Annotated in this window: 25 protein-coding genes and 1 pseudogene; 14 read left to right on the forward strand and 12 right to left on the reverse strand. The window is 41.4% G+C overall.

Annotated features, from left to right (window positions below):
- Window positions 1-31: 31 nt before the first annotated feature.
- The 12 genes from ACESPQ_RS18150 to ACESPQ_RS18205 all read right to left on the reverse strand — a co-directional run bounded on the left by ACESPQ_RS18150 (window position 32) and on the right by ACESPQ_RS18205 (window position 15,597).
- The gene (locus tag ACESPQ_RS18150) at window positions 32-472 is read right to left on the reverse strand and encodes an RNA methyltransferase (protein ID WP_181392555.1); all 441 of its coding nucleotides are present in this window, start codon (window positions 470-472) and stop codon (window positions 32-34) included.
- 297 nt (window positions 473-769) lie between these two features.
- Window positions 770-1,528, reverse strand: coding sequence for an HNH endonuclease (locus ACESPQ_RS18155; RefSeq protein ID WP_109771093.1), 759 nt, complete (start codon window positions 1,526-1,528; stop codon window positions 770-772).
- A gap of 11 nt (window positions 1,529-1,539) precedes the next feature.
- The gene (locus ACESPQ_RS18160; RefSeq protein ID WP_373144678.1) at window positions 1,540-3,498 is read right to left on the reverse strand and encodes a DUF2075 domain-containing protein; all 1,959 of its coding nucleotides are present in this window, start codon (window positions 3,496-3,498) and stop codon (window positions 1,540-1,542) included.
- A gap of 10 nt (window positions 3,499-3,508) precedes the next feature.
- The gene (locus ACESPQ_RS18165; RefSeq protein ID WP_109771091.1) at window positions 3,509-5,119 is read right to left on the reverse strand and encodes a DNA cytosine methyltransferase; all 1,611 of its coding nucleotides are present in this window, start codon (window positions 5,117-5,119) and stop codon (window positions 3,509-3,511) included.
- A gap of 12 nt (window positions 5,120-5,131) precedes the next feature.
- Window positions 5,132-7,213 carry an AIPR family protein gene (locus ACESPQ_RS18170; protein WP_109771090.1) on the reverse strand — a complete coding sequence of 694 codons (2,082 nt, stop codon included), beginning with the start codon at window positions 7,211-7,213 and terminating at the stop codon, window positions 5,132-5,134.
- A gap of 21 nt (window positions 7,214-7,234) precedes the next feature.
- Window positions 7,235-8,167 (reverse strand): PD-(D/E)XK motif protein, encoded by a 933-nt coding sequence (locus tag ACESPQ_RS18175; protein ID WP_109771089.1) that lies wholly within the window; start codon window positions 8,165-8,167, stop codon window positions 7,235-7,237.
- Window positions 8,167-10,914 carry a Z1 domain-containing protein gene (locus tag ACESPQ_RS18180; RefSeq protein WP_109771088.1) on the reverse strand — a complete coding sequence of 916 codons (2,748 nt, stop codon included), beginning with the start codon at window positions 10,912-10,914 and terminating at the stop codon, window positions 8,167-8,169. Before ACESPQ_RS18180 ends, ACESPQ_RS18175 begins: the two co-directional genes overlap by 1 nt.
- Complete coding sequence (locus tag ACESPQ_RS18185; protein ID WP_109771087.1) at window positions 10,907-12,373, reverse strand: ATP-binding protein; 1,467 nt, start codon at window positions 12,371-12,373, stop codon at window positions 10,907-10,909. The genes ACESPQ_RS18180 and ACESPQ_RS18185 overlap by 8 nt, the downstream gene beginning before the upstream one ends.
- Before the next feature lie 31 nt (window positions 12,374-12,404).
- Complete coding sequence (locus tag ACESPQ_RS18190) at window positions 12,405-12,617, reverse strand: helix-turn-helix domain-containing protein (protein ID WP_109771086.1); 213 nt, start codon at window positions 12,615-12,617, stop codon at window positions 12,405-12,407.
- Window positions 12,618-12,624: 7 nt separating this feature from the next.
- Window positions 12,625-14,262: a DUF2326 domain-containing protein gene (locus ACESPQ_RS18195; RefSeq protein WP_109771085.1), complete on the reverse strand. Its 1,638-nt coding sequence runs from the start codon at window positions 14,260-14,262 to the stop codon at window positions 12,625-12,627.
- Window positions 14,253-14,477 (reverse strand): ABC-three component system middle component 7, encoded by a 225-nt coding sequence (locus ACESPQ_RS18200; RefSeq protein WP_109771084.1) that lies wholly within the window; start codon window positions 14,475-14,477, stop codon window positions 14,253-14,255. Before ACESPQ_RS18200 ends, ACESPQ_RS18195 begins: the two co-directional genes overlap by 10 nt.
- Entirely contained in the window at window positions 14,464-15,597 is a 1,134-nt protein-coding gene (locus tag ACESPQ_RS18205) for an ABC-three component system protein (RefSeq protein ID WP_109771083.1), read from the reverse strand. Before ACESPQ_RS18205 ends, ACESPQ_RS18200 begins: the two co-directional genes overlap by 14 nt.
- A gap of 431 nt (window positions 15,598-16,028) precedes the next feature.
- Here ACESPQ_RS18205 and ACESPQ_RS18210 point away from each other — a divergent pair, with 431 nt between their 5' ends.
- From ACESPQ_RS18210 to ACESPQ_RS18275, 14 genes and pseudogenes are all read left to right on the forward strand, one after another.
- On the forward strand, window positions 16,029-16,547 hold the full coding sequence (locus tag ACESPQ_RS18210; protein ID WP_109771082.1) for an RNA polymerase sigma factor: 519 nt from the start codon (window positions 16,029-16,031) through the stop codon (window positions 16,545-16,547).
- A 144-nt stretch (window positions 16,548-16,691) separates the two neighbouring features.
- Window positions 16,692-16,901 (forward strand): hypothetical protein, encoded by a 210-nt coding sequence (locus ACESPQ_RS18215; RefSeq protein WP_181392554.1) that lies wholly within the window; start codon window positions 16,692-16,694, stop codon window positions 16,899-16,901.
- On the forward strand, window positions 16,837-17,151 hold the full coding sequence (locus tag ACESPQ_RS18220; protein ID WP_373144683.1) for a DNA ligase: 315 nt from the start codon (window positions 16,837-16,839) through the stop codon (window positions 17,149-17,151). Before ACESPQ_RS18215 ends, ACESPQ_RS18220 begins: the two co-directional genes overlap by 65 nt.
- Before the next feature lies 1 nt (window position 17,152).
- Window positions 17,153-18,292 carry a DUF2800 domain-containing protein gene (locus ACESPQ_RS18225; protein WP_109771080.1) on the forward strand — a complete coding sequence of 380 codons (1,140 nt, stop codon included), beginning with the start codon at window positions 17,153-17,155 and terminating at the stop codon, window positions 18,290-18,292.
- A complete protein-coding gene (locus tag ACESPQ_RS18230; protein WP_109771079.1) occupies window positions 18,285-18,857 on the forward strand; it encodes a DUF2815 family protein in 573 nt (190 codons plus the stop codon). The genes ACESPQ_RS18225 and ACESPQ_RS18230 overlap by 8 nt, the downstream gene beginning before the upstream one ends.
- 15 nt (window positions 18,858-18,872) lie before the next feature.
- Window positions 18,873-19,001: a hypothetical protein gene (locus ACESPQ_RS18235; protein ID WP_258291435.1), complete on the forward strand. Its 129-nt coding sequence runs from the start codon at window positions 18,873-18,875 to the stop codon at window positions 18,999-19,001.
- Window positions 19,002-19,130: 129 nt separating this feature from the next.
- Window positions 19,131-19,316 carry a hypothetical protein gene (locus ACESPQ_RS18240; RefSeq protein WP_109771078.1) on the forward strand — a complete coding sequence of 62 codons (186 nt, stop codon included), beginning with the start codon at window positions 19,131-19,133 and terminating at the stop codon, window positions 19,314-19,316.
- Window positions 19,317-19,370: 54 nt separating this feature from the next.
- Window positions 19,371-21,311: pseudogene (locus ACESPQ_RS18245) on the forward strand (DNA polymerase).
- Window positions 21,312-21,461: 150 nt separating this feature from the next.
- Complete coding sequence (locus tag ACESPQ_RS18250) at window positions 21,462-21,881, forward strand: DUF4406 domain-containing protein (protein WP_109771077.1); 420 nt, start codon at window positions 21,462-21,464, stop codon at window positions 21,879-21,881.
- A gap of 3 nt (window positions 21,882-21,884) precedes the next feature.
- Window positions 21,885-22,214, forward strand: coding sequence for a hypothetical protein (locus ACESPQ_RS18255; RefSeq protein WP_109771076.1), 330 nt, complete (start codon window positions 21,885-21,887; stop codon window positions 22,212-22,214).
- Window positions 22,214-24,487, forward strand: coding sequence for a phage/plasmid primase, P4 family (locus tag ACESPQ_RS18260; protein WP_109771075.1), 2,274 nt, complete (start codon window positions 22,214-22,216; stop codon window positions 24,485-24,487). The genes ACESPQ_RS18255 and ACESPQ_RS18260 overlap by 1 nt, the downstream gene beginning before the upstream one ends.
- A 139-nt stretch (window positions 24,488-24,626) precedes the next feature.
- On the forward strand, window positions 24,627-24,908 hold the full coding sequence (locus ACESPQ_RS18265; RefSeq protein WP_074748517.1) for a VRR-NUC domain-containing protein: 282 nt from the start codon (window positions 24,627-24,629) through the stop codon (window positions 24,906-24,908).
- The gene (locus tag ACESPQ_RS18270; RefSeq protein WP_109771074.1) at window positions 24,889-26,232 is read left to right on the forward strand and encodes a DEAD/DEAH box helicase; all 1,344 of its coding nucleotides are present in this window, start codon (window positions 24,889-24,891) and stop codon (window positions 26,230-26,232) included. Before ACESPQ_RS18265 ends, ACESPQ_RS18270 begins: the two co-directional genes overlap by 20 nt.
- Window positions 26,233-26,454: 222 nt before the next feature.
- Window positions 26,455-26,736, forward strand: a complete 282-nt coding sequence (locus ACESPQ_RS18275) for a DUF1492 domain-containing protein (protein ID WP_373144686.1) — start codon at window positions 26,455-26,457, stop codon at window positions 26,734-26,736.
- Window positions 26,737-26,762: the final 26 nt, after the last annotated feature.

The raw sequence follows: 26,762 nt of genomic DNA on the forward strand, positions 1-26,762 counted from the left end.
CACCTCTACTATTTAAAACCCTTTTATCCCACTAAATCATCTTAAAATATTTAAACGCATCTTTGATTGCCTCTTCTTTTTCTATTGGACAACTTGGTTGTCTTGAAGCATTATTTTTAGATTTGTTATAATTTTCTCTTTCTCTAATTCCACACTTTTCTTTTACCTGTGCTATATATAAGTTCGAAACCTTAAATCCGTACTTATCAAAAACATATTGTTTTATATTGTTGTAAGTTATTTTACACTCTGAAGAAGTTAAATCCAACTCATCGGCTTGCAATTCTATGTCGACATGTTTTTTCGTCTTAAGTTTGGAAAGCAATACTACCGTCTCAACATGGCTCGATTGGCCCTGATTGATGTCGGCATATTTTAGATTGCGCCAATCCTTCAACCAATTTCCGTTCGTTCTCGGAAACATATCCACGGTTTTTACAATCCAAAATGTACCTACACTATTGCTTTCCATTTCCCTGTCTAAACCTCGTTTGCAACAGGGAAGTGGTCAGCGTTTTTCTTTGTATTTACTATTATAGTGACGACTTCAGCAGCCAGCAATTCCCGTTGCCTCAACCCTGGCGGTTTCGTGTGCAGGGGATAGGTCAACGGCACTTTCACAAGCTTTAGAACTGTGTAATTCCCATGCACTCGACCTTGATTATCATAGACTAAACTGATAACCATTCTCGTTAGTTCAAGTTCTATCAGTAAAAAATAAGTTTTGAAATTCGTTTGAAATTCGATTTCTGTAGCAAAATTAATATACTTAATAGTAACTTAATAGCTGTTCAAAAGATATCACTATTCCTATCTGCGCTAAAAGTTCTTTCCTTTGAAGATATAAACCATATAGTATATCTTTGTATGTAGCACCGTAATGCAAGAGGTTATGACAATTGCTACAAAGAGACACGATATTTTGCTCTCGATCTAAATCAACATTTGGAAAATCACAATACGCAGATAATGGCACCAAGTGATGCGGCTCAGTATAATTGTTTTGGCTATTCTTTCTTTTAAATACAAAATGATTGCTATCTACTTCACATAAATAATTGGCATATCTCAATGCATTTTTGGACACCTCTTTTTTTCGAGGATATATACACTGCGTTCTTTCTACTTTCGCAGGAGCTGATTTGGGACTATTATCATATTGGAAATCCTTATTAAAGCACTCTATAAACTGTCGTTCTTCTACAGACTCAACTAAAAAATTATCCATCTTAGTCTCTTTATCAAGAACTTTTTTTGCCTTTTCTATCGCTTGTGCATCAACACGTTTGCTATCAATGATAATTCGCAATGCATCTTGTTCCTGACCCAACTCAAATATGTGCCTTGCTCTAGGTATTCGGAAATTCTGACTTGTCGATTTTGAACCCGGATTCTCGGAATAAATCTTTTTTGCTAATTCATCACTCGGAATGGAAAAATCCTTAAAGTCATAATAGAAATTTACAAATACAGCTTTCCCAACTGCTGCTAATGTTTTATTTAAATCTTCATATTTTGTATCCTTCAAAATATCACCCCTTAGATTTCTTCCATTCCAGCGCTCTTCAAATATTGAAAAGTTTTATCATAATAATCTCTGTTTCTTGATGGATCTTCTTCTGAACCTTCAGGAACATATATAATCAATCCCTGTCTTGCTCTGGTTAGCAAAACTCGATAAGCATTTTTTAGGTATCTCTGCCTTTGTTCCTGATTGACATGATTCCACTTCGTGCCTCTGAACTTGAAATAATCAAAACCTTCAGTCGTATATCTAAAATCAGCATCCCATGCTAGTATTGCATAATCAACCTCTAAACCTTGCACTTTAAATTCAGACGCCGCCACTTCTAAGTAATACGATGAGTCAACATTGTCCTTTCCATTCAAAAACCACCCTATATGATTTATATCTGATGGAACCCATATACCTTCAGCTCGCAATCTTTTTCCTTCTGAGCTTGCTAAAAGTCCATATCTTTCTGTTCCACGAGCCTGATCTTTCACCCATTTTTTTGCAATTTCAAAATCTCGTGTCAGAAAAATCGGATATGATTGTTTAAGCTCGCAATAAACATTTTGAGCTTCTTCCGCCCTTTCATCTAACAACAGTTTCACAAAAAGAGCTAATTTTTCGCTTCTGAACGAGCGTAACGAAACCCCTAGATGCAAATCGGAAATGCAGTAATACTCTCGTCCATGCAATAATGTCGAGATATCTGATTTTCCTACGTATTCTGTATCTGTAATTTTATCCGACAGATATATCCTCCAGTCTGGATAATTATCTGCCAAAGTTTCAAACCAATCCTGAATTCCTGCTTCTCCATTATATATTTCTTGTCCACCACCTACAAGACAAACTATAACGGCCCAATCTCTATGTCGGTCCATAATGCTAATCAAAAATTCAGGTTCTGACTGATTAAAATCGGGTATCCCTTTTTTCCGCTTCATAAAATCAGTGAGCGACTCTTTATTCCATGCTCTTTGAGCCTCATCAAAAATTGCAACCTTCTCTACTGGTGCCATATCCGTAGTCAAAGCCTCATCTCTAAACTTATGAATAATTTGAATAAAGGCTTTCGTTTCTCGAAGGGCACTTTTCTTAGTTATGCCTTCTCTATCCGCGCGATCTATTGCGAGCGCATTTTGCAAAACATCAACCAGTGGACCATTTCCCGAAAGAAAAACAGCATGTTCATCTTCATTAAAATGATGACGTTCGTTTGCTATATTCAAGCCAGCAAGTGTTTTTCCAGCACCAGGGACTCCTGTAACAAAACATATAGCTTTCTCGTTGTTTATCTTACACTGATCAATTATATTAGAAATTGCCTCTGTTGTTATCGTTAAATTCTTTGCACCAGCATCATTCCTAGAAATATCTTCAACACCATGTTTTCTATACAATGCTTGCGCAGCTTCAATGATGGTCGGTGTAGGAGCGTATCTTGAATTTATCCACTCCAGTGCAGATAATGACGTGTCATTAATTATCGAAATAGTTTTTCGAATAGTACTGCCAATATTGTCTTCATTACAAAAAAGAGTGTTATAAATATTATCTGCCATACAGTAATATTCATTCTGTTTCTCTGCCGCCTTCGTTGAAACATTGATCGGAACAAGATACCTTGCCCTACTTTTATCATGAAAGTATTTCAAATCCAATGCATAATCCATCACCTGATCTGTGGTAGTTTTCTTGTACTCTTTATCTCCCACTTTAAACTCTAGGAGAAAAATAATTCCCTCTATTATGCATATCACATCTACTCTGTGTCCCATTCTTGGTATGGTATATTCGAAAATAATGTCACCTTGAGAAAATTTGACTAATTGTTCCTTTAAAATTTGAATCTCCGATCTCCAAGCCATCTTTTGGAGATCGGTAGTCTCAAACTCGTCATTAATCAATAATTGACCGAGAACAGACTCATCATCCTCTAATATAAAGTTGGTTATAGAATTAAAATAGTATGCTCTTCGGCTCATAAGTATCTCCTTAGTTCTTTGATAATGCTTTATTAAGCTGGTTAGCTAATTTCTTTGCTATAGCTTTTGCCATTATAGGCGGCACCGCATTTCCTACCTGCTGATATTGCTTATCCTTTGTTCCACAAAAAACGAAACTATCCGGGAAGGTCTGCAAACGAGCTGCTTCTCTTATACTTACTGCTCTGTCTTTTGTAGGATGCACCCACATTGATTTACGCACATTGACAACGGTACCGGACGGCTCATCGTATTTTAAACGAAGATAGATCGTGTTCTGGGTTCTTGTAACATCTGTATAAGTGTTTGTTTTCATTTCATCAGATAAGGAATGAAAATTTTGTCCCTGATCTAACGCTTTAAAACGCTCCATAGCTGTTGGTGTCGTTTTCGTTATAATATGATTATGCAATATCTTAGAATCACGAAGTGCCTGAGCCAAATCACTTAAATCAGTTTTAGCTTGTAGCTTTATGCCATTTTTATCATCAGATACATTATAGACCGGCTCAATATCTTCTAAATCTTTAATCGCGTCCGCAACTGTCCTATATGGACCATCTTTAAATTTTCCTTCCGGAAGTTTCACTTCATCAGTAATATCTTTACGAATACCCATTACTACAAAACGCATTCTTTTTTGCGGAGCTCCAAATTGAGTTGCAGAAAGAACATCTGCCGAAATTGCATATCCGTCGTCATCATTGGCCCCCTTTAGCTTTGCCTTTAAATAATCAAAAACTGCATATGAACGTATATTAGCTATCAGTCCTTTATTGTCGGTATAGCTATCGACCACAATATCGTTTTCAAATATTTCCTGCGCCTTACTTATCATTCTTTGGTACATAATTGCCGGTTCAATTAGTGTCTTGATCTGAGATTCTTCTATTTTTCCAGCGTAATAATCCAGCATTGCATTAAACGCAACACTATCAGCGTTGATAATGAAATCATCTTCATTTCGCTCGGTGTGCTTTTCTGATATTTTTATCAAACGCGGTCTGTGCTTTTCCAATACATCTTTAAATTTGGTTACATTCTTAGACGCTTTATAGATGACGTTCAATTCGAGATAATCAAAATCATCCCATTTATATCGAGCAATTTCTTGCTCAGACTGCACAACATTAATCGCCCCATCAAACATAAACTCAGCATCCAGTAAAACCAACTCCGTATTAGCAGTTTCAATCACATTGCTATCCACTAATTCTAGGTCATCCTCACATAAGTAGAATCTGTGAACATCCGATCTAAGCATACTCACATTTTCCATTACGAATGCTTTTGGTCTTAATTCCAAGATTGCTCTAATATACTGTTTCACCAGGGAATTATTCTGACTAATTGCATGATTCTTTTGCCTATTTGCATTAGAAAATCCCTGACAAGGCGGTCCTCCAATCACAACATCAATATCGCCATATTTTTCTTTTATTTCTGCATAGTTAGCATCTCTAACATCACCAAATACAGCTACTCCCGGATGATTTTTCTTATAGGTTTCCTGCATTGCAGGATTAAATTCATATGCAACTTTTATATCGAATTTTTTTGTTTGCATAAATCCCAGGCTCAATCCCCCGGCACCTGCAAACAAATCTATTGTATTAAACATAGTTCCTCCATCTTACGCTTCAGTATTAAAGCCTTCTTCGGAGGCTTTGCGCAACAATGCCAGTAAGCGTTTGCATTGATATGTATTTGGTATTTTAGCAGGCATTTTACATGCAATCGCTAATGCAGACACATCAGTAGGTGTAACCATATGATTTCTAACAACAAACTCCGATAATCGCATCCACATTTCTACAGGACAATTAACAACCGTTGTCTGTGCCTGAATTTCATTTACAACCTTTTGCTCTTTCTTAGCGGATTTCTGTGCAGCCTTCTGTTCATCGATAGTAATTAAACAATTCTCAATATCTTCAGGAATATCAATATGTATCTTCTTTACATCTTCCCAACAATCATTTCTCTTACACCACTGAGTAACGTTTGCGACTTTTCTTGACGGATCCGTTATTCGCAAAAGGACCAACTCTGCCAATGCTATTAAAACTGTACCCACTTGTTCGGGCACACTCTGCCTATTCCATATCAACATCAAATCAAGTTCTTGTCCTTGATATTGGCTATGTAACAATCTTCTAAATTGTGCCAATGTGTAATATATGATATTTGCACGGTATCCACCCTCGTACCAAGGCTGTTTTGGTATAGTCTTCTCTAAATATTGGAACAAAAGAATCAAGGCTGCAGTAGTTTGGAAATATCTCTCATTAAACTGCTCCTCATTTGCATTCCATTGCTCATCAATGTACTCTGCAAACGAATTAAAATTGGTCTGCGCACCCTTACTTACAACCTGAGGGAATCCTCTCCATGTATTCTGAACCTTTGCAAGATCTGTTTTCTTAATTACCTTATTTTTAGGATGTTGCAACTCAAATTGTTTTTTCTTTGCAGGTGTCAAGCGCATTTGCTCTTGCAGATATTGTCCTCTTGCTCTTTCATAAAACCATTTCGTTTCATACTGTGCACCTTCAGATGCCGGTGCAAATAAGTGTCTTGATATTTGTTCCATACGACGATGAAATGGATGAGATGCAAAAAAGTCTGCATCACTAACCTTATTCTGACTGTTTGATGATCTAGAAATATTTCTGATCAACTCGTCTGACTCTTCTGGTGTTGATTCATCAATTGAAGTCAATTTCATTTGCACAAAAATAGATGACAAATCTGCTTTGTCTTTATATCTTGCATTTGAAATAGAGGCCGTTGTCTGTCCACCATTAATAATCTGAAAATCTCTAACAAAGGTGATAAATCTTCCATGGTTTGTATCCTCTATCTCAACATCCATTGCAGTTGCTGATATACCGTTATTAAACGCAAAAAACATCTGCGGATTGTTCAAGATAGTCCCTCTTATTTTCTTATTGACCGCCACTTTAGTAGATAAGAATGATCTTACATTTCCCTCCAAAAGTTTACTTCCATACTTGTCATATATATCAGCCAAAACAGTTCCAGGAATTACTCCCAGATAGCTACTGTACTGTTCTGTAGACGCTGAGCTAGCTTCTATACACGGAATACCTTCACCACAATATTCCTTAAAGTCAATCTCAATAATCTGACGGCCTTGCTCTGAACAACAGACTCTGAACAAACGATCAATATCCCATATCTGACCTTCTACCGGAATAGAATTATAGTCATCAATTTCTACGGTCTTTATAGCAGCACTCAGATCTGCATCGGTAAATACAAGAAAACGATATTTACGAATCGCCTTTTTGTTATACCTTAAAAGATCTACTAAGTCTGCACATGGTGTACTCATCTCTATTTCTTGATATAAATTAGTTGTCAATGCTGCATCAAGAAATTTCATAAGCAAGCCAAAATCCTTATTCGCAGCTGTTCCGGTAAGTCGGCGTTCCAAATCATTACCATCAAAATCCGCAATAATAAGATTCATCGTATTATCGAATTCATCGTATACATAACCGTCTACTCTATAATTACTACGCCCACTTTTGCCTTTATAAAAAGACGGTGTGAAATCTGATAACGCCTCAGCATCAATTAGATACTGCGCCATATTATCTACAAAGGATGCACATGACCCTTCTCCTGTAACTGCTGCAGCAGTTTTTATACTCTCTATAAAATCTTTTTTAAATTCGGTAGAATCCATGCTAACATCCTCCCATTTTCGTTACTTTTCCCAGCTTTTTATGCTAGGGATATCTATCTGATAAACAGCATTCGTTATTTCTGTCGGAACATCAACTCTCCGTATTCTCGGAAATGATTCATTTACAGTGTATATTTGCTTTGAGGACACACTAAAATTCTGTTTATCATATTCTTTCATGTCAATATAACCTGCGGCGCCAAGTTTTAATATTAGCTCATCTGGATTTTCGCCGTGTCGTGAAATCAACTCTATTACCTCATGAACCAATCCATATAACGTGAATGATTTTGGTTGATCCGGTGCACATTTATCGATACGATAAATAACCAATTCTCCTTCATCATTTCTATCTAATTGCTCAACAGAAGAAATTGATATTTCTGAAGATGAAGCACCTGTAGATTTAATCTCATGCCAACAATCTGCATATACAAAATCTTGATCTGCTCCTTCTGAACCAACCCAGCCTGCTAAAGCAACAGACGGTAGCATTCCATTTTCTATTTTTTCCTTCAGGAACAACAACTCTCCAATGAGACCTTTCTGTGTATTACTACCTAATACCGCATTGCTTTTATGGTCTAATAGTTTTAACCATGCGTTATATCTGCGCAATACTTTAAGCAATGCAATATCATCAGTTTCTACATTGGAATACTCGATAATATCTCCTGCCATTGTTATGAAAACATCTTCCTGTTTTCGATCCATCAATGTAAAGGAAATTGCATATTTTCCATCCTTCCTCTGATTACATGAAGCATCGATACATTTTGACGAATCTATTTTTTTAATTGCCTTTTGGCTCACTATTACGACAGACTTATGCTCCGGTGTTGCATATCGAACATACCACTCAAGCGGATGCTTTACAGATAATTTCAATGCTCCACTAGAATAGTAATTAATAGTATTCCACTTTTCTCTTAATTCATTTTCTTTACCACTCATTACATATCCTCATCGTCATCATAATTGTCATAAACGTCCACCCAATTTCGCAACTCAATTAAGTTAACCTTATAATTTGCAGTTTCAGTGGAGCCACTAGTTTTAGGGAATCCCACTCCTAACGCGAATAAAAATTCAGGTAAATCTTTATTCTCAGACTTTGAATAATCGGCTTGTATTATATGTAGCATTAAAATAGGATCTCTGTTGGCTATCAAATACGCTTTGTCCGGAATATTTTTCTTATTCTCATTTCCTGGTATGTTTCTATATGCTTCTTCCGCATCTTGAATCTCTTTTTTCGTTAATCCAATTCGTGTGCATCCACCAGCTCCAACACGTAACTTAGTACCACTCACACTGATCATTTTCTTATCAGCTAAAATTTTTCTTTTTTCTGTCCCTTCGATCTCTAATATTTCTTCACCACACTGCAACGGCTCATCGTATGGAATACCGGTTCCAGATTTTATCAATACTACATCCCATCCATTGCTCCAATGATGACTCTCTATAAATTCCGCAAGTGCCCTACCATTGAAACTCAAATGCCATGGATTTGTCTCGAAATCTAGCAATAATTGAGCAATATTATCCCCAGGAACATTTTTCCAGTAATAATGTCCTCTCGTACGCTCTTCATCAAAAAATCTATCTCCAATACTACTCAATGAATTTACAAAATTCTTGAATGCTGTCTCATTTGAAGCCAAAATGTTTTTTGATGCTTTTAATCTAGGTGTCTCAAGTAAATTACCAGAGACTGTAACAGGACACGTCAAATCAGTTGCTGTACGCATTTTGTTTCGCGCGGTCACGATTAATGCGCCAGGATCTTGTCGAACTTTCAGGCCAAAGTCTCTAGGAGTTTGATTCGCGTTTCTCATTTTCGAGATTTCTTCCTTAAGTTCAACTGTTGCTCTAGTAATCTGTCCGTACCAATCGATTGCTTCTGGTGTCATCCATACCTTTGCAACATCCCCATAGTTTGGTCTATATCCGAACCAACGCCCCATCTGCAACAAAGTATCATACATCTTTGTATTACGATGGAAATATGTTACGCCAAGGCCCTCTAATGTCAAACCTCTAGACATACTATTTCCACCTACTGCAATCACTCGTAAACCATCATTCTTATGATTAAAATAGTCTAAGCTTGCAGCACCAGTTTTCATATTTACCGCACGAACTTCAATAGGGGAAATTGCCTTATGCAAATAATTTTTAAGCAAGTTTTCCCATTCTATTCCCACAATTCCGCTCAAATGATACTTGTCCCAAACAACATGCATTGCTTTTATGTTTCTGATTTTTTCACTTTGAGAAAGTGGTAATTTAGCATAGTTTCTAACATCCGATTTTACCTGATCTAACCAAACATTCAGCATTTCTTGTATCTGATTTTGAACATTGGTATAAAGGCTTATATGTACCATCATAGATCTATGTTCTGTAAGATCACCTCTATAGTCACGAATTGCATTTAGCAACAAGAAATAATATGCGGCTTCATATAAATCCTCTGGCAAATCTTCTACCACAAAGTCTTTTTTATGTTTCGGAGGGAAGCACGCTTCTAACTCTTCTATATCAATCTCTTGGAGCATGTGATCGCTATCAGAATTTTCACCAAATATCCTATCCGCGCCAATATAATTAGTAGGAGCAGACAGCGCATAAATAAAATCAGCTGGAAAGAGATCATCGTCTTTTTCCGGATCAATAAAAATATTTGCAAAAGGCGTTGCTGTAATACCTAAATAAGTAGTTTTACTGAATAAATTCAATAAACGTCTGATACAGTCATTAATTGCAGCAGGCTGAGAATCTTCGTCTTTCGTATTAACTGATGCGTTGTCAGCCTCATCATCAATTAGCATAAGCGGAAGATCAATCTGTCCGGCAGCATTTTGCGTATTATTATCTGACAGCCACTTGATTAAGTTATTCAAAATCCTTTTATTCTTCTTCACCACTAAAATAACAGGACAATTAACATTTTCGATGCCCAAATTATTGTTTCTCAGAATACCGCTATCAAAATCTTTAGTTACAGAAGTAAACGCAACGATTTTTTTATCTGTTCCATATCTTCCTACTCCGACCGGCTGATTCTTTATACCCTGTTCAGCTTTAGGATCCAGATAATATTCGCTCTTTCTTCCGGTGCATTCGGCATCTAATCTTTCTTGTGTTTGCTTACGTAAGTTCTCCTGCATACCAGCTAAAACAATAATAATTCGATAACCAGTATCTGCTGCTTTATTGCAAATAGCTGTGTAATTAGCCGTTTTACCAGACTGCACGTCACCAAGCACCAGCCCTTTTATTGCAAAATGATCTTCTGATGGATCGCCACATAAATCTAATATTTCATCAGAAACTTTTCCTAGATTTGTTGTAACTCTTGGATTCCAATGTTTAATTTCTTCCAGATACTTCTTGTATCTATTCCAAAAGAAGAAATCGAAATCTGCTCTCTTGGAAGGCAACCAGGACTGATGCCCGTTATTACGATCGTTAATATATACTCCTACATCCATCTGGATGACTAATGATTGCTTGAGTCTAGAAATTATCTCTGCGAATTCATCATCTGAAACCGGCATAATAGATGCATTTGTATTTCTTAACAAAGTTGCTTTCTCCAAAAATTCATCTTCTGTAGGTGGAACTTCCTTATAAAGATTGTTAACAACTGCGGAGATTAAACTTTCTAATTGTTCGACATTTGGATTAATCATTTTTCAAAATCTCCTCCTTAAGTTTCTCTACTATATCAAGATGTGACGAATATGGATCAATACAAGCAATGGCATCAAGCAGATTACATTTTTCTTGCTTGTCAACACACATCGTAATCATTTCCTGTAGTGATTTTACTATTTCTACATCTGACTGCTCATTATCATTGGTAATTTGCTCATCATTATTCAAATCCACATATAATTGATTAAGAGGCAGTCCCATCTCAATCTGTTGCAACAATGCATTTAATGACACCTCTATATCGGGATGTGCTTTAATCATTTGTTGCACAAGTGGATGCTCGCGATTAACTTCATAATAAAATCCGCCTTGCTTATTTTTCATGCGGTTCCAAACGTGAGTTTCTGTATCACTTATTTCCTTTTTACCTCTGAAAGTCCACGTTCTTTTGCTCCGTTCAGCAATTTGATTAATAATTATCTCCAAATTCTTTCTAACTTCTGCTGGAGGCAATGCGGACGATTTCTTTATGTCTAGAGACCACAGATCATCTAATGTGTTTGGGATATCAACACGGATTCTGGCAAGTTTTGATAAGTCTCCTTGCCTCATCATTCTGAACCAAGTACCCCAAACCAACAATCTTTTGTTCCTGTATACATAAAACCCTTGTTGTTTTCGAAGTCCATCCTTCCCACCAAGCATTTTAATTTCATCTGATGTCAGCTTAGATATGTGAGGAAGAATATACGGTCTCACTAATATCTTATTGCCCTGAATAACTAATGTTTCATCATCCATGGCTTGAACACTTTTCTCCGTCAAAAATGGGTCAATTCCTTTAATTTTTTCTCCGTTAATTGACAGTTTAAGTTTTGTGATCCCTGATTCACCCGCTAAATATCTGTGGTAAACAAGAGAAAGTTGATCTCTGACTCTATCAATTTTACGTCCTAACGATAGTTCAAAATTGATCTCGCCAGCCTTGAGACGATCTAATTTTTGCCAGACTACTAATGTGCCTGATTCGTATTTTATCAATTCATCAAACTGAGGTATTTGTTGGATATCTTCCTCATCAAGAACATTTAAGGACCAATCTCCTACTTCTGTAACATGATCTATATCCCATTGACGTCCTTCCAAATTATCTCCTTGCTTAGAAATGACAGTCAGACATCTACACTGAGATAAAGATGCAGTTTTTAGTCCTAAGCCAAAGCGTCCTAAATCTTTTTTATCCCTTTCTTCAGTTGGATTCTTACTTCCATATTGCATCGCAACATCAATTTCTTCTTCGGTCATTCCTTTTCCATTATCGAGAATTGCAATATATGCACCGTCTACCGGAAAAAAATAGATATCAACATTCTTTGCATTTGCTGCGATACTGTTATCAATAATATCTGCCACTGCAGCCTCAAGAGAATATCCAATAGCCCTTGTTGACTCAATTAAAGTAGGCGCATAGGGTGGCAAGCTTTTTGTTTTCATTTGCAGATCCCTTCCTTAGCTAAACGAGCGTTTATTCATTTTCATCCGGTATGAATTCCATAATATCCCCGACATCACATTTGAGTTCGTTACAGATTTTTGCTAATACTTCTGTAGTAACATTTTCATCTTTACCTAGTTTTGCAAGTGAAGATGAACTGATTCCTGCATTCTTTCTCAAATCTGATTTTTTCATATTTTTATCAATCAGTAACTTCCATAATTTGTTATAACTCATCTTCATACTGGTTTTACTCCTCTATATTCCATGACCTTCCATACAGTTCACAATTATCATTTGAAAGACGAAGAACACAATTCCTCTCTAGAATATCCCTAGTCTCCGGTCTGCAATCACCCTGCTTGTCATAAGCAATAAACACTTGTTTCTTTGTGCTATTATAGATTTTTATAATTCCATCCTCGACATTCTTTTCGAGATTTTTAAACAACAACGAATCATGTGCCAACGCCGGAAGTGCTGTAGAAAAAAGCATCGCCAGATCATAAACTATCATTCCTTTATAATTTGATCCTGTTCCCGTATCCATAGGCGTTTCAAATTTATAACTATCATAACGATTGAAGTGGATATACGGTGGCTTACGCTGAGTCGAAAACAAGGAATCATTAAACTCTTTCATTTTATCGTTCAGAGTTACTTCAATTTCTCTCAAGATATCTTCAATGCTACGTCTTAAAACTTCATCCGCATTGGCCTTTGCTTCCTGCAATTCTTTTTGCTTTAAGAACGCCTGATTCTGGGTTCTCAATGCATTTATTTCTCCTGTGATAGCAGAATGTTTATCCAAAAATTCTTTAGAAATATTACCGACAAATCCAAGTTCTTTTATTTGGGTGTTTACTATTTCCAATTGTTCTTTTATGATATCAATTTCACCCTTTATAGCATTCTGTTCACTTTTAAACTGTCCGTCTAATATTTTTGCTAATTTCCGATGGTACTGCTCCACTTCATATAGCTTTCGAAGATTCACTGTCGGAAAGTATTGTTGTAATGCAGCTATATCTGCCTCTGTCGGATACAACCCATATTCTAAGCTCATATTAACAAGTCTGAGTCGCATTTCTTTTGATTGTAGCAGTGTCTCTAAATTAAGCTTTATTGTTGTTAATTCCGCTTTGCGTTTATTTTTCTCAATTTCTTCATCAGTATGACCTTTTTCTGCAACCTCCATTAAAGTTCCCAATTCCTGTTCTAACGCGCGAATTTCCTGAAGATTTTCTTCATACTTCTTTTTTCCACCGACTAAATTGGAGATAAACTCATATTTTCTTGCAGTATTGTAGGCAGCAAGTCTATTTTTATGTTCATCAACGCTCTGTTTGAACACTTCGATATCCTTATACTTATCAAAAAGCGTCAAAATAACATTGATAGATTTTTCCATATTTTGACCCGGAATTCCTTGTAGCGGATTAAGTTCATCATGGTTCTTCTTTCCATAGATTCTGAAGAAACTACTAAGAGCTTTCCTAAATGATATTCCGGCAAAATCCATGTTGTAGTTAACCTTTAACCAATTCGCAAACTCTGTTTTCGTATAAGTCTTATCAGTTCTACGATAATGATTATCACAAATATAGAAGGTATCACTATCACCGGTATTTCTCTCAAAATAATATCTGATACCATTAAACTCAAATGCAAAGAATATTGAGTGATTACCTTCCTGTTTAACGCCATCACTTTTAACATAAGTATCTCCACCGAATACAAAATCAATTGCCAGTAACGCTGATGACTTACCTATTGACATAGCTCCATCGTTCTTACCCAGAATTACATTTAAGCCTTCCCTAAATATGATAGGAGGTCGTTCCTTACCCTTTTCCTTAAACGCTGGAGACTTCATTTCTATAAGCATATGAACACCTCTCCCTCATCATTTATGTCTGTAGCTCCTAAAGCATACAGACAATCCATAACAGACATAAAATCTGTTGCATCATCCAGTAACGGTCTGATTTGCTTGTACAAATCAACAACCGGTACTGGTCCATTCTTAATTGCGTCAAGCACAATTGGAATCTGTGCTAACGTACTCTTTTTATATGAATATAATTTATTAGGTAATTGCATCGAATACCTCACAGCTCTGAACAAAGTACGATACTACAATCTGGCACAAAATCTCATCCATCAGACTAACCTTATGGATTTTCTGTGCGATTTCATTAAAAATATCGACCTTCGACTTCTTTGCTTTCTTTAATTTCTTATACATAGCATGTATTTGGTCTTGCACTTCATCATAATCAATCTCACCACGCTTATCTGCATTTGTCATAATTTCCCTAATGCGAACATAATACGCATTTACATAGGAATTGATTGTCATGTATAGTGCAAAATCATCTTCAGGACTTATTTTCTGTGTTATCTCTTTAGGGTCAAGAGAAGCATTAGATAAATCCTTCTGATTCAGTTTTTTAACCTTTTTCAGGACATCAACTATTCCTTTTTCAAGTGACAAGTTTTCCAATAGTGCTACGTTTTGTCCATGCCCAACCAAAATCTTTTTTACTCCAATCAATTGCTTCGTAACCTTTGTGCTGGAATCAATTGAATATGTAGCGTAACAGTTTGGACATAGCGCAAGAAGATTATTTACTTCTGGCGCTTTTTTCTTATCTATTAGAGATACTTCGTAAGATGAAGCTATCTTGCCAGCTCTCGAAATCATAAGCTCTCTTCCGCATCCCGGAAATGGACAGGTGTGATTCGCTTCGTTCACAAGATAATCCCCATATTTATTTTTCAATTCTAATGCATTTTTCTGCTGTGCTTGTTTTTCAAGAACACTCTGCTGAACAAGGCCAGCCGAAGAACGAATTATCTCAATGAAGCAATCCGCTAAAAGCTCACCTATATTTGCTTCCGTTGCTGTTGCGTCATACGCCTTGAAATCGTCTGCCAAAAGTTCTCTTACCGTTACAGACCTTTGATTAATTGATTCAACAAACAAATTTCTATCAAGTCTGTAAACAATACTCTCTGCAAACTTTTTGCTTAATCCACGCTTTGAATAATTTCGAAGCGTGTTTTCTTTTGTCAGTTTAGTCGACGGGTCCTTCTGTGTAGCCCATTCTTCCTCTGACACATCTGTAATCATGGCAATCAAATCACGGAAAAAAAAAGGAACATCTGCACCATCAGATATTCGCTTTTTCAGTATTGAGAAAAAATCTTTAAATTCCACGAAGCACAACTCCTTCCGTTTTGAACCATGATGAACCACGATGAGCCAAACGAGACCCAATCTGACATAGGTCATTTTATATACTTGTTTTGACAAAAGGGAACAACACTGTTCAGGTCAAAACCCCATTAAATATTATATCAGTTGTATGTCCGTTTGTCAAATTTCAAATTTGCGTTATGGACATATTTAACTTTTATCAAATTTCTATAGCGTGATATGGACTCATATATCAATTCACCATCTTCGTGGCCACGTGGTGTGTTCGTAATTGATATATGAAAACAAAGTTGAATAGAGTGCCAGCTTACGAACGGCTGGTCACCGGAAAGAAGCGGAGTGATCCGCACGAGGTGACCATCTTATGAAAAACACTGGCAGCCATAACGGTTATCTCCGCTTCGCAAATGAAGCCAACGGAGGTAAAAGTTATGGCAAACAAAGTAAATCAGAGTAAAGAGTATCGTATCTACATTAAGGAATCCAAGAGCTGGGTGGATGTCAACAAGGAGTTCTATACGAACTACTACCGTGAAATCAACGCCTACCGTAAGCGTCAGCAGGAACATGGCCGCTGTGTCTGCCCTGCGAACAAGCGCTACTTATGCGACATGGATTGCTTAACCTGTCCTTATGCCAAGGCTGGCGACCAGCTTTCCCTCGATAACACCGTGAGCGATGGTGACGGGAATGAAAAGAGCTGGCTTGACGATGTACCAGATGAATCTGCAGCTATCGCTGAAGTGTTAGAGGATGCAGAGCTTCTTAATGCCCTCTACGCAAAGCTGAACGAGCTGGACCCGGAAGGCCGCCTTATCTGCCAGCTTATTATGGAAGGAAAATCGGAACGTGATTGTGGCAAGGAAATGGGCCTCTCTCGTAATACATTCGTATATCGCAGGGACAAACTGTTCCAGAAGCTCCGCTCCGAGCTTAAGGACTACATCTAATATGAATGGTCGTCCTCTGATTTTTCAGGGGACGATTTTTCTTTTCAAAAACTTTTTTATATTTTTTCGGCCAAACGGCAATCTCACCTCCATTGAGTAGTGTAAGGCGAAACAAAGCGACCTACAGAAAGCGAGGTGAACATCGTGAAACAGACTTTTCACAACCAAAGCGGCACTGACGCAGAAGTGATTGCTACTCTCACTGCAATCAGTCAGGTATCCGCAAGAATGGCGAAGAATCTCAGAATCATCGCCGCACACAAACAATCCGAGGAAGGAGGAACAGAAAATGTTAAAAATGAGCGATATGGCTATGACCATCGAAGAGCTGAGAAATGCTGCCGCTGCTATTAACGATGTAGCAAACTGGCTCGCACAGCAGTTTGGAGGAGCATCCGAAGTTGCCGAAAAAGCAGAAGCCCCTGCTGCTCCTGCGAAAACTGCATTGACCCTTGAGGAAGTTCGAGCTGTTCTGGCTGATAAATCTCGTGCCGGGCATACAGCTGAAATTCGAGAGCTTCTTAAAAAGTACGGTGCAAGCAAGTTGTCACTCGTAGACCCGAAACATTATGAAGCCCTGCTTAGGGAAGTGGAGGTGCTCTAATATGCCACCTAAAGGACATGCAATCCTCTCCGCATCCTCTTCTGACCGCTGGCTCCACTGCCCACCGTCAGCAAGACTCTGCGAAACCTATGAGGATAAAGGCAGCAACTATGCTGCAGAAGGCACAGATGCCCACTCCCTTTGTGAGTACAAGCTCCGCAAGGCTCTCGGAATGGAATCTACAGACCCTACCGAGAATCTCGACTGGTACAACGCTGAGATGGAGGATTGTGCCACCGGCTATGCCAGCTTCATCATGGAGCTTTTGGAAGAGACCAAACAGACCTGCTCTGACCCTGTTGTTCTGATTGAACAGCAAGTGGACTTCTCTCGCTGGGTGGAACAAGGCTTCGGAACCTCGGATGCCATTCTCATCAGCGACGGTACCATGCACGTGATTGACTATAAACACGGTCTTGGAATTCTCGTATCCGCTGAGAACAATCCGCAGATGAAGTGCTACGCCCTTGGCGCACTGGAACTCTTCGATGACATCTACGACATCGATACGGTTAGCATGACTATCTACCAGCCTAGACGTCAGAACGTTTCCACCTACGAGGTCAGCAAGGATGACTTGTATCAGTGGGCCGATGAAGTTCTGAAGCCTACCGCAGACCTTGCCTTTGCCGGGGCCGGAAACTTCCTGTGTGGTGAATGGTGCGGATTCTGTAAAGCAAAGCATGAATGCCGAGCTAGAGCTGAAGCCAATCTTCTACTCGCACAGCACGATTTCAAGCTGCCGCCACTGCTCACGGATTCGGAAATTGAAGTCATCCTCTCCCGTATCGACGAGCTGGTCTCTTGGGCAGGTGACATCAAGGAGTATGCACTCCAACAGGCAATCAGCGGTAAAGAATGGACCGGCTGGAAACTGGTCGAGGGTCGCTCCAACCGCAGATACACCAGTGAAGACGCCGTGTCGAAAGCTGTCGAAGCTGCTGGTTTTGACCCTTACGAAAAAAAACTGCTTGGTATCACAGCCATGCAAAAGCTGCTCGGTAAGTCTCGCTTCGAAGAGCTCCTTGCAGCCTATATCGAAAAGCCACAAGGCAAACCTACCCTTGTGCCGGAGAGCGATAAGCGCCCGGCAATGGATACAGCAAAAAATGATTTTATGGAGGAATACGACAATGAGTAAAAATGTAAGAATGACAAATCCCATGAAGGTTATCACTGGTCCTAACACACGCTGGAGCTACGCCAACGTCTGGGAACCAAAATCCATCAACGGCGGCACTCCGAAGTACAGTGTCAGCCTGATTATCCCGAAGTCTGACACCAAAACTGTCGCTAAGATTGAAGCGGCTATCGAAGCAGCCTACCGTGAAGGCGAATCCAAGCTCAAGGGCAACGGCAAGTCCGTACCGGCGCTTTCCGTACTTAAGACTCCTCTTCGTGACGGAGACCTTGAGAGACCGGATGACCCTGCATACTCTGGCAGCTACTTTGTGAATGCCAATGCAACCTCTGCACCGGGCATCGTGGATGCAGACCGCAATCCTATCCTTACTCGTTCTGAGGTTTACTCCGGAGTCTACGGTCGTGCCAGCATCAGCTTCTATGCTTTCAACAGCTCTGGTAATAAGGGCATCGCCTGCGGCCTTAACAATCTGCAGAAGATTCGTGATGGCGAGCCTCTTGGTGGTAAGGCATCTGCTGAATCCGACTTCGCAACTGATGACGATGATAATTTCCTTGATTAGTGGAGGTGACAAACTATGGAGACAATCATGATTAGTACGATTCTTGTAAACATCTGTATCGGCTGTTTCGCTTGTGTGGGACTTGCTACTGCAGTCTCTATCATTCAGAGCATCATCAATGACCACAAGCGTGAAAAGCGTTAACAGAAAAAGGACAAGCGTGACCTCGAATACCATGAGAAGCGCATGAAGGACTTTAAGTAATCTATCAACCCGATGGCGGCGGCCCCCCCACTGCCGCCATCGACATTTTTCGACAAAAGGAGACAATCTATGAATGAATTTGTAGAAACATTGAATCTCTTTATTGGCAATGTCATCGCCTATACCTTTTTGGTAGCGGTATACGGTTTCATCATCTACAACGTAGGGAAAGTCATTCTCTACCTTATCCGCTATGCGGTATACCATATCCGCCGTGACATCAATAAATACAAATCCAATAAAGATAAACAGTAACACGGCAGGCGGCAGGGATTTCTCTGTTGCCTGTTTTGTAGAAAGGACAACCTCATGAAAACACTCAGTATTGATATCGAGACCTACAGCGATGTACCTCTTCAGAAGACCGGTGTCTATCGCTATGTAGAGTCTCACAATTTTGAAATCTTACTCTTTGCCTACAGTGTAGACAGCCAGCCCGTTCAGGTTATCGACCTTGCCTGCGGAGAACAGATTCCAAAAGAGGTCCTCCTTGCCTTGGAGGATGAAGCTGTCATCAAGTGGGCCTTCAACGCTACCTTTGAACGTATCTGCCTCTCTCGCTTCTTAGGTTATCCGACCGGAGAATATCTGGAGCCGGAAAGCTGGCGTTGCTCCATGATATGGGCCGCCACGATGGGACTCCCACTCTCCTTGGAAGGTGTTGGCGCTGTTCTGGGTCTGGAAAAGCAGAAGCTCTCAGAAGGAAAAGACCTCATCAAATATTTCTGCCAGCCTTGTGCTCCCACGAAAACCAATGGGCAGCGTACAAGGAATCACCCCTTCCATGCTCCGGACAAATGGGCCATGTTCAAAAAATATAATATTCGTGATGTAGAGACCGAAATGGGTATCCAGCAGCGTCTTGCAAAGTTTCCGGTACCAGTTCAGGTCTGGGATGAATACCACATGGACCAAGAAATCAACGACCGTGGTGTACGTTTAGACATGGAGCTTGTTGCTGCTGCCATAGAAATGGATACTCGCTCCAGAACGGAACTGACCGAAACCATGAAGAAAATCACGGAGCTGGAGAATCCTAACTCCGTCCAGCAGATGAAGGCTTGGCTTTCTGACAATGGTCTGGAAACAGATACCCTTGGCAAGAAGGCTGTAGCAGAGCTCCTAAAGTCTGCTCCTCCGAAGCTCTCGCAGGTTCTCACCTTAAGGCAGCAGCTGGCCAAGTCATCTGTCCGCAAATATCAGGCGATGGAAAAAACCGTTTGCGCTGATGGTCGTGCCCGTGGCATGTTCCAGTTTTATGGTGCCAATCGAACCGGCAGATTCTCCGGTCGCAATATCCAGCTGCAGAACCTACCGCAAAACCATCTTTCGGACCTTGCAGAGGCTCGCTCTCTGGTGCGCTCAGGTAACTTTGAAGCTGTGGAGCTTCTCTACGAAGATGTACCGGATACACTTTCCCAGCTTATCCGTACTGCTTTCATTCCCAGAGAAGGCACTCAGTTTCTGGTGGCTGACTTTTCTGCTATCGAAGCCCGTGTCATCGCATGATTTGCCGGTGAAAAGTGGCGTCAAGATGTCTTTGCCAAGGGCGGCGATATCTACTGCGCCTCTGCCAGCCAGATGTTCAAGGTCCCTGTTGAGAAGCACGGCATCAATGGCCACCTCAGACAAAAAGGCAAAATTGCTGAACTTGCCCTCGGCTACGGAGGTTCGGTCGGGGCCTTAAAAGCTATGGGTGCACTGGATATGGGGCTCACTGAAAAGGAACTCCCACCACTGGTCGATGCATGGAGGCAGTCCAACCCGAACATCGTCAAATTCTGGTGGGATGTGGACCGAGCTGTCATGGAAGCCGTAAAGTTCAAGCACACCACATCCGACTATGGTCTGACCTTCTCCTGCAGGAGTGGCATGCTCTTTATTACTCTCCCATCGGGAAGAAAGCTCGCATATGTGAAACCGAAGATTGGAACGAATAAGTTCGGTGGCCAGTGCATCACCTACGAAGGTGTCGGCGGCACCAAGAAGTGGGAACGCCTCGATTCCTATGGCCCGAAATTTGTCGAGAACATCGTGCAGGCAACGGCCCGTGATATTCTCTGCTATGCCATGCAGACACTCCGCTACTGCTCCATTGTCATGCACATTCACGATGAAGTGGTCATTGAAGCGGACCATCGCATGTCCTTAGATTCAGTCTGTGAACAAATGGGTCGTACTCCACCTTGGGCCAAGGGACTACTTTTAAGAGCTGATGGCTATGCGACACCTTTTTATAAAAAAGATTAGATTTTTTCGGCCAAACGGCAAACTCATCTCCATTTAGTAGTGGAGATAGAAAATTTCATTTCTGTTTTTCGTCAAAATGGGACGTTCATCTCCAGTGGATATTAGAGATGGGCGTCCTTTTTATGTCCATCCGGGGAGGAGGAACCTGACGTGTCAATCAGCAAATACAACAGCGAAGGCTATCCTGACCCTACTGCTTACAGTGCACTTTCTTCTATCGAAAGTGAGACCCGTGCACTGCGTGCTTTCAGACCAATCGTATATATCTGCTCTCCCTTTGCCGGAGACATCGAAAAGAACGTAGCTGCTGCCAGGGCCTACAGCCGCTTTGCAGTGGAACAAGGATATATCCCCATCGCACCACACCTGCTGTTTCCACAGTTTTTGAATGATACCGACCAGAAGGAACGTGAACTCGGTCTTTTCTTCGGAAATGCCATCATGAGCAAATGTTCTGAGGTCTGGGTCTTTGGAAGTCATATCTCTTCCGGCATGGAAGCAGAAATCAAACGAGCCAAGTGGAAGAACTACCGCCTGCGCTATTTCACTGAGAATCTTGAGGAGGTTTAACACATGTACGAAGTAAAAGAAAATTCAAGAATATTAAAAGACGGAACCGAAATCACGACCTATAGCAGAGATGTCGTCAGCTGCAACATTTTAGAGGCCGAAGCAGGAACCACCGGCTATCGTGGTGGTGATACCGGTCATGGTGGCCGCACTTATTTCCGTATTCAGGATGCAGCCTGCACGGACATGGAAATTCATAGCTATACCACTCGCTGCGGCAGTAACGGTTTTGAAGTCTGCCTCGGTGGTGACTGCGAGCTGGAGACCATGATTCGAGCTTTGAAATTTATCACCAAGGTTCTGGAAGAGGAATCCAAGGAGGTGTATGACTAATGTTCACCATTTATTCTGCAGACTTTACCGGCAATCCCGGTAACTGCTCCTATCCGCATAAGCATGTCATTTTAGATGAGGACAGCCTTAAAGCTGCCATCTGCCATGACTATGTCTGCGCCGAATATAAAAACAGCTACCGCAATGGCGATAACTTTATCGGCAGCGACTGCCTTCCTGTGGATTGCGATAACGACCACTCTGAGAACTCGGATGACTGGGTCACTCCCGACGATATCATGCAGGCCTTTCCGGATGTCAGCTTTGCTATCCACTATAGCCGCTACAACAATCGTGAGAAAAACGGTAAAGCAGCAAGGCCGAAGTTCCATGTCCTGTTTCCAATCAAATATGTATCGGACGCCTCTCTTTACAGCGATATGAAGAAGCTGGTCAATTCTATCTTCCCGTATTTCGATACACAGGCACTGGATGCCGCACGATTCTTCTTTGGAACGACCACTGCAGATGTTGCCCTTTATCCGGGCCGCATGAATCTGACTGAGTTCTTGGATGAGGACCTGTTCGATGAAGATTTACCGGACGGTCAATACGACGGCGCTTCTATTCCCGAAGGAAGCCGCAATGCCACCATGTCCCGTTTTGCCGGTCGTGTCATCAAGAAATACGGAGATAGCGACAAGGCATATCAGGCATTTATTGAAGAATCCGCTAAATGCGTACCTCCGCTGGAGGCATCCGAGCTTGCCACCATCTGGCACAGTGCCCAGCGCTTTTATGCAAGACTCTCCCAACAGGATGGCTACATTGCACCGGAAGTATATAACGACCCTTCCTGTTACAAACCGGGTGACTTTTCCGATGTCGGACAGGCTGAGGTATTAGCCAAATACTTCTCCGGTGAGCTTCGCTACTCTCCGGCAACTCACTTTATCCGATACTCTGACCATTACTGGCAGGAATCCGAACCGGGTGCGCAGGCTGTGGCTCACGAGCTTACCAGAAGGCAGTTGAAGGAAGCTGGTAACGATATGCTCGAAGCACTCGATAAGCTGAAAAACTCCGGTGCACAGTCTCTGCTTGATTCCATGACAAAGAACAAAGCAGAGCAGCTGATGAACGAGAACCAGCTGGAAGCCTATCAGGAATTTCTGGTTGCAAAGGCATATCAGCAGTTTGCTGTAAAGCGCAGGGACTCCAAGAACATTACTTCTACGCTTAAGGAGTCTCGTCCGATGCTGGAAATCTCACCTCGTGACCTTGATGCCGATTGCTTCGCCATGTGTACACCGGAAGCAACCTATGACCTGCGTAAAGGAATGGCTGGTGCCAGAGAACACCTGCCAGAGGATTTCATTACCAAAATTACATCGGTGTCACCGAACTACAAGGGCCAGCAAATTTGGCTGGACTGCCTTGACCTCATCTTTCAGGGCAATCAAGAACTCATCGATTACGTTCAGATGATTTGTGGTCTGGCTGCTATCGGCAAGGTCTATGTGGAGGCGCTCATCATTGCCTACGGTGATGGACGCAATGGTAAGTCCACCTTCTGGAATGCTATCTCCAGAGTGCTCGGTCTTTACTCCGGTAACATTTCTGCAGATACGCTCACCGTCGGATGCCGCAGGAACATCAAGCCGGAAATGGCTGAGGTCAAGGGTAAAAGGCTCCTCATTGCTGCCGAGATGCAGGAAGGTGCTCGTCTGAACGATTCCACCGTCAAGCAGCTCTGCTCCACCGATGATGTCTTTGCAGAAAAGAAATACAAGGACCCGTTTTCCTTCAAGCCTTGCCACACGCTGGTGCTTTACACCAACCATCTACCTCGTGTCTCTGCATCCGATGATGGCATCTGGAGACGACTTATCGTCATCCCGTTCAATGCCAAGATTACCGGCAGCAGCGACATCAAGAATTATAGCGAGTACCTTTACGACAACGCTGGTGGCAGCATTTTGGCGTGGGTCATCGAAGGTGCCAAGAAGGTCATCGAGTCTGATTACCAGATTCCCGTGCCGGACCTAGTGCAGAAAGCCATTGATGAATACCGCAGTCAGAACGACTGGTTCGGTCACTTCCTTGCAGATAAATGCGAGGTCGCCCCGTCCTATAAAGAAAGCTCATCTTCTCTTTATCAGGCCTACCGCAACTATTCTCTGGACTGCAACGAGTATGTGCGCAGTACGGCTGACTTCTACTTTGCTCTGGAGAAGGCTGGCTTTGAGCGAATCACCGTGAGCAGAAAGCGTTACTTTAAGGGTCTGCGCTTACGTGAGGACACTGGCGCAGACGAGGATTTTATGAATTAAGGCCACTAATGACAAGGTGTATCAATGTGTTATATAAAACTTTTCTTAGGCCTATAAAAATATCAATAAGAAAAAGTATGGAAAATACCATTGATACACCTTGCACATCTTCAAATTAACGGCCTGATGGAGGACAAGTATGTTAGAAAAAACGATAGAAAAGAAATTGACAACCGCAGTAAAAAAGGCTGGTGGTATCGCACCGAAGTTCGTGTCTCCCTCTTTCGCAGGGATGCCCGACCGCCTTATCTTATTACCTGATGGGAAGTTTGCCTTTGCAGAATTAAAGGCGCCGGGAGAATCCCCACGTCCATTGCAAAAAGCACGTCACAGGCTCCTTCGCTCTCTGGGCTTTCGTGTGTATGTGATTGATAGCATCGAGCAGATTGGAGGGATGATTGATGAACTTCGAACCTCATGATTATCAGGCCTACGCCATCGATTATATTGAGACACATCCTGTGGCAGCAGTCCTGCTCGATATGGGTCTTGGAAAAACAGTCATCTCCCTGACTGCCATCGCAGACCTGCTGTTCGACAGCTTTGAGGCCCATCGCATTCTGGTAGTCGCCCCACTTCGAGTAGCCAGAGATACATGGCCTGCAGAAATCAGGAAATGGCAGCATCTGAAGCATTTGACCTTCGCTGTCTGTGTGGGAACGCCAAAAGAGCGAAAAGCAGCTTTGATGGCAGGTGCAGACATCACCATCATCAACAGAGAAAACCTGCAGTGGCTCATTGAGTCCAGCGGCTTTCCTTTTGACTACGATATGGTAATCATCGACGAGCTCTCTTCCTTCAAGAATCACAATTCCAAGAGGTTCAAGTCCCTGCTAAAGGTGAGACCAAGCGTCAAGCGCATCATCGGCCTGACTGGAACACCATCTTCCAACGGTCTTATGGATTTATGGGCCGAGTTCCGACTGCTGGATTTAGGAAAACGCCTCGGACGCTTCATTACCGAGTACCGAAACAACTACTTTGTGCCGGACAAGAGAAATGGTCAGATTATCTATTCCTATAAGCCGCAGCCCTATGCCGAGGAACGCATCTATAGCCAAATTTCCGATATCACCATCTCCATGAAATCAACAGACCACCTGAACATGCCAAAGCTCATCTCCTCCGAATACGAGGTCCATTTATCCGACGATGAAGTGACCCGATATGAGGAATTAAAACAGGAGTTGGTGTTGGAGCTCCCTGATGGTGAAATCACTGCTGCAAATGCTGCTTCTCTCACCGGAAAGTTATCCCAGCTTGCCAACGGTGCCATTTATTCGGATACCGGTGACACCATCGAGTTCCATGATAGAAAGCTGGATGCTCTGGAAGATATCATCGAATCTGCAAACGGCAAACCGGTCCTTGTGGCTTACTGGTTCAAGCACGACCTCTCCCGTATCAAGAAACGCTTCGATGTGAGAGAAATAAAATTCAGTAAGGACATCACCGACTGGAATGCCGGAAAGATACCGGTCGCAGTCATCCACCCGGCCTCTGCCGGTCATGGACTCAACCTGCAGGCTGGTGGTTTCACTCTCATCTGGTTCGGGCTGACATGGTCACTGGAATTATATCAGCAGACCAACGCCCGTCTCTGGAGACAGGGCCAGACTTCCGGAACAGTGGTGATAGAACACATCATCACAAAAGGAACCATCGATGAGCGCATCTTAAAGGCTCTCTCCAAAAAGGAACTGACCCAGAATGCCCTTATCGATGCGGTAAAAGCAAACCTATGACAATCTTTGACAAAATACGACAATCCGTGCCAATCCGAGGGAAATCTATTTTTTCGGAGGTACCAATCAATGACTGCAAAAGAATACTTATCTCAAGCACGCTACTTGGATAATAGAATCAAAAGCAAACTGTTACAGATAGATTCCTTAAATGAATTAGCCACCCGTTGCACACCGTCCTACTCCGATATGCCAAAGAGCCCTAACCGTGAGGGCTCTCGAATGGAATCCGCCATTCTTGACATCATCGAGCTGGAGAATGAAATCAGCAAAGACGTTGTGGAGCTGGTGGCGTTAAAGAAGGAAATCGTAGAGGTTATCAAACAGGTCGGCAATACAGAATACCAGACCTTGCTTGAGGAACGCTACCTCTGCTTTATCACATGGGAGCAGATTGCTGTTGATATGGGATATGAGCTTCGTTACATCCACAAACTTCATGGAAAGGCACTGGAAGAAGTAAAAGTTCCTGCTTCCTATGAAGGTGGACATGAAATGACATAGAAAGACACTAAGCTCTTCTGATATTA

The sequence above is a fragment of the Clostridium sp. HGF2 genome, assembly GCF_964240115.1.
GTDB lineage: Bacteria > Bacillota_I > Bacilli_A > Erysipelotrichales > Erysipelotrichaceae > Clostridium_AQ > Clostridium_AQ innocuum.

Excerpts from the sequence above, each read along its gene's own strand:
- ACESPQ_RS18150 (WP_181392555.1), bottom strand. The coding sequence starts at position 472 with ATGGAAAGCAATAGTGTAGGTACATTTTGGATTGTAAAAACCGTGGAT.
- ACESPQ_RS18160 (WP_373144678.1), bottom strand. The coding sequence starts at position 3,498 with ATGAGCCGAAGAGCATACTATTTTAATTCTATAACCAACTTTATATTA.
- ACESPQ_RS18165 (WP_109771091.1), bottom strand. The coding sequence starts at position 5,119 with ATGTTTAATACAATAGATTTGTTTGCAGGTGCCGGGGGATTGAGCCTG.
- ACESPQ_RS18170 (WP_109771090.1), bottom strand. The coding sequence starts at position 7,213 with ATGGATTCTACCGAATTTAAAAAAGATTTTATAGAGAGTATAAAAACT.
- ACESPQ_RS18175 (WP_109771089.1), bottom strand. The coding sequence starts at position 8,167 with ATGAGTGGTAAAGAAAATGAATTAAGAGAAAAGTGGAATACTATTAAT.
- ACESPQ_RS18180 (WP_109771088.1), bottom strand. The coding sequence starts at position 10,914 with ATGATTAATCCAAATGTCGAACAATTAGAAAGTTTAATCTCCGCAGTT.
- ACESPQ_RS18185 (WP_109771087.1), bottom strand. The coding sequence starts at position 12,373 with ATGAAAACAAAAAGCTTGCCACCCTATGCGCCTACTTTAATTGAGTCA.
- ACESPQ_RS18190 (WP_109771086.1), bottom strand. The coding sequence starts at position 12,617 with ATGAAGATGAGTTATAACAAATTATGGAAGTTACTGATTGATAAAAAT.
- ACESPQ_RS18195 (WP_109771085.1), bottom strand. The coding sequence starts at position 14,262 with ATGCTTATAGAAATGAAGTCTCCAGCGTTTAAGGAAAAGGGTAAGGAA.
- ACESPQ_RS18200 (WP_109771084.1), bottom strand. The coding sequence starts at position 14,477 with ATGCAATTACCTAATAAATTATATTCATATAAAAAGAGTACGTTAGCA.
- ACESPQ_RS18210 (WP_109771082.1), top strand. The coding sequence starts at position 16,029 with ATGGCAAACAAAGTAAATCAGAGTAAAGAGTATCGTATCTACATTAAG.
- ACESPQ_RS18220 (WP_373144683.1), top strand. The coding sequence starts at position 16,837 with ATGTTAAAAATGAGCGATATGGCTATGACCATCGAAGAGCTGAGAAAT.
- ACESPQ_RS18225 (WP_109771080.1), top strand. The coding sequence starts at position 17,153 with ATGCCACCTAAAGGACATGCAATCCTCTCCGCATCCTCTTCTGACCGC.
- ACESPQ_RS18230 (WP_109771079.1), top strand. The coding sequence starts at position 18,285 with ATGAGTAAAAATGTAAGAATGACAAATCCCATGAAGGTTATCACTGGT.
- ACESPQ_RS18235 (WP_258291435.1), top strand. The coding sequence starts at position 18,873 with ATGGAGACAATCATGATTAGTACGATTCTTGTAAACATCTGTATCGGC.
- ACESPQ_RS18240 (WP_109771078.1), top strand. The coding sequence starts at position 19,131 with ATGAATGAATTTGTAGAAACATTGAATCTCTTTATTGGCAATGTCATC.
- ACESPQ_RS18255 (WP_109771076.1), top strand. The coding sequence starts at position 21,885 with ATGTACGAAGTAAAAGAAAATTCAAGAATATTAAAAGACGGAACCGAA.
- ACESPQ_RS18260 (WP_109771075.1), top strand. The coding sequence starts at position 22,214 with ATGTTCACCATTTATTCTGCAGACTTTACCGGCAATCCCGGTAACTGC.
- ACESPQ_RS18265 (WP_074748517.1), top strand. The coding sequence starts at position 24,627 with ATGTTAGAAAAAACGATAGAAAAGAAATTGACAACCGCAGTAAAAAAG.
- ACESPQ_RS18270 (WP_109771074.1), top strand. The coding sequence starts at position 24,889 with ATGAACTTCGAACCTCATGATTATCAGGCCTACGCCATCGATTATATT.
- ACESPQ_RS18275 (WP_373144686.1), top strand. The coding sequence starts at position 26,455 with ATGGAATCCGCCATTCTTGACATCATCGAGCTGGAGAATGAAATCAGC.